We start from the raw sequence: 228 nt of genomic DNA on the forward strand, positions 1-228 counted from the left end.
TGCTTTTAATTTTAGTATAGGTAAAGATGATATCCTTAAAATTTGCGAAATAATCGCATATTAACTCTGTATGGTGCTGTTTTTATACAGAAAAATAGCTATGTTTCGATAGTCAAAATGGTCCTAACTGTCGTACCTTAACGCCTACCTTTTACACCCCAAACTCCTTGAAAACGTTCAACATTACTCGCGGTATAACGTACCGTATGGCGAATGTTTTTATGTCCA

The 228-nt window shown here is 35.1% G+C and carries 1 pseudogene; it reads right to left on the bottom strand.

Going from position 1 to position 228, the window contains the following annotated elements:
* Positions 1–137 precede the first annotated feature (137 nt).
* Positions 138–228: pseudogene (locus tag EAE90_RS24180) on the bottom strand (DNA recombinase); the annotation flags it as partial.

The sequence above is a fragment of the Photorhabdus caribbeanensis genome, assembly GCF_018448885.1.
Classification (GTDB): domain Bacteria; phylum Pseudomonadota; class Gammaproteobacteria; order Enterobacterales; family Enterobacteriaceae; genus Photorhabdus; species Photorhabdus caribbeanensis.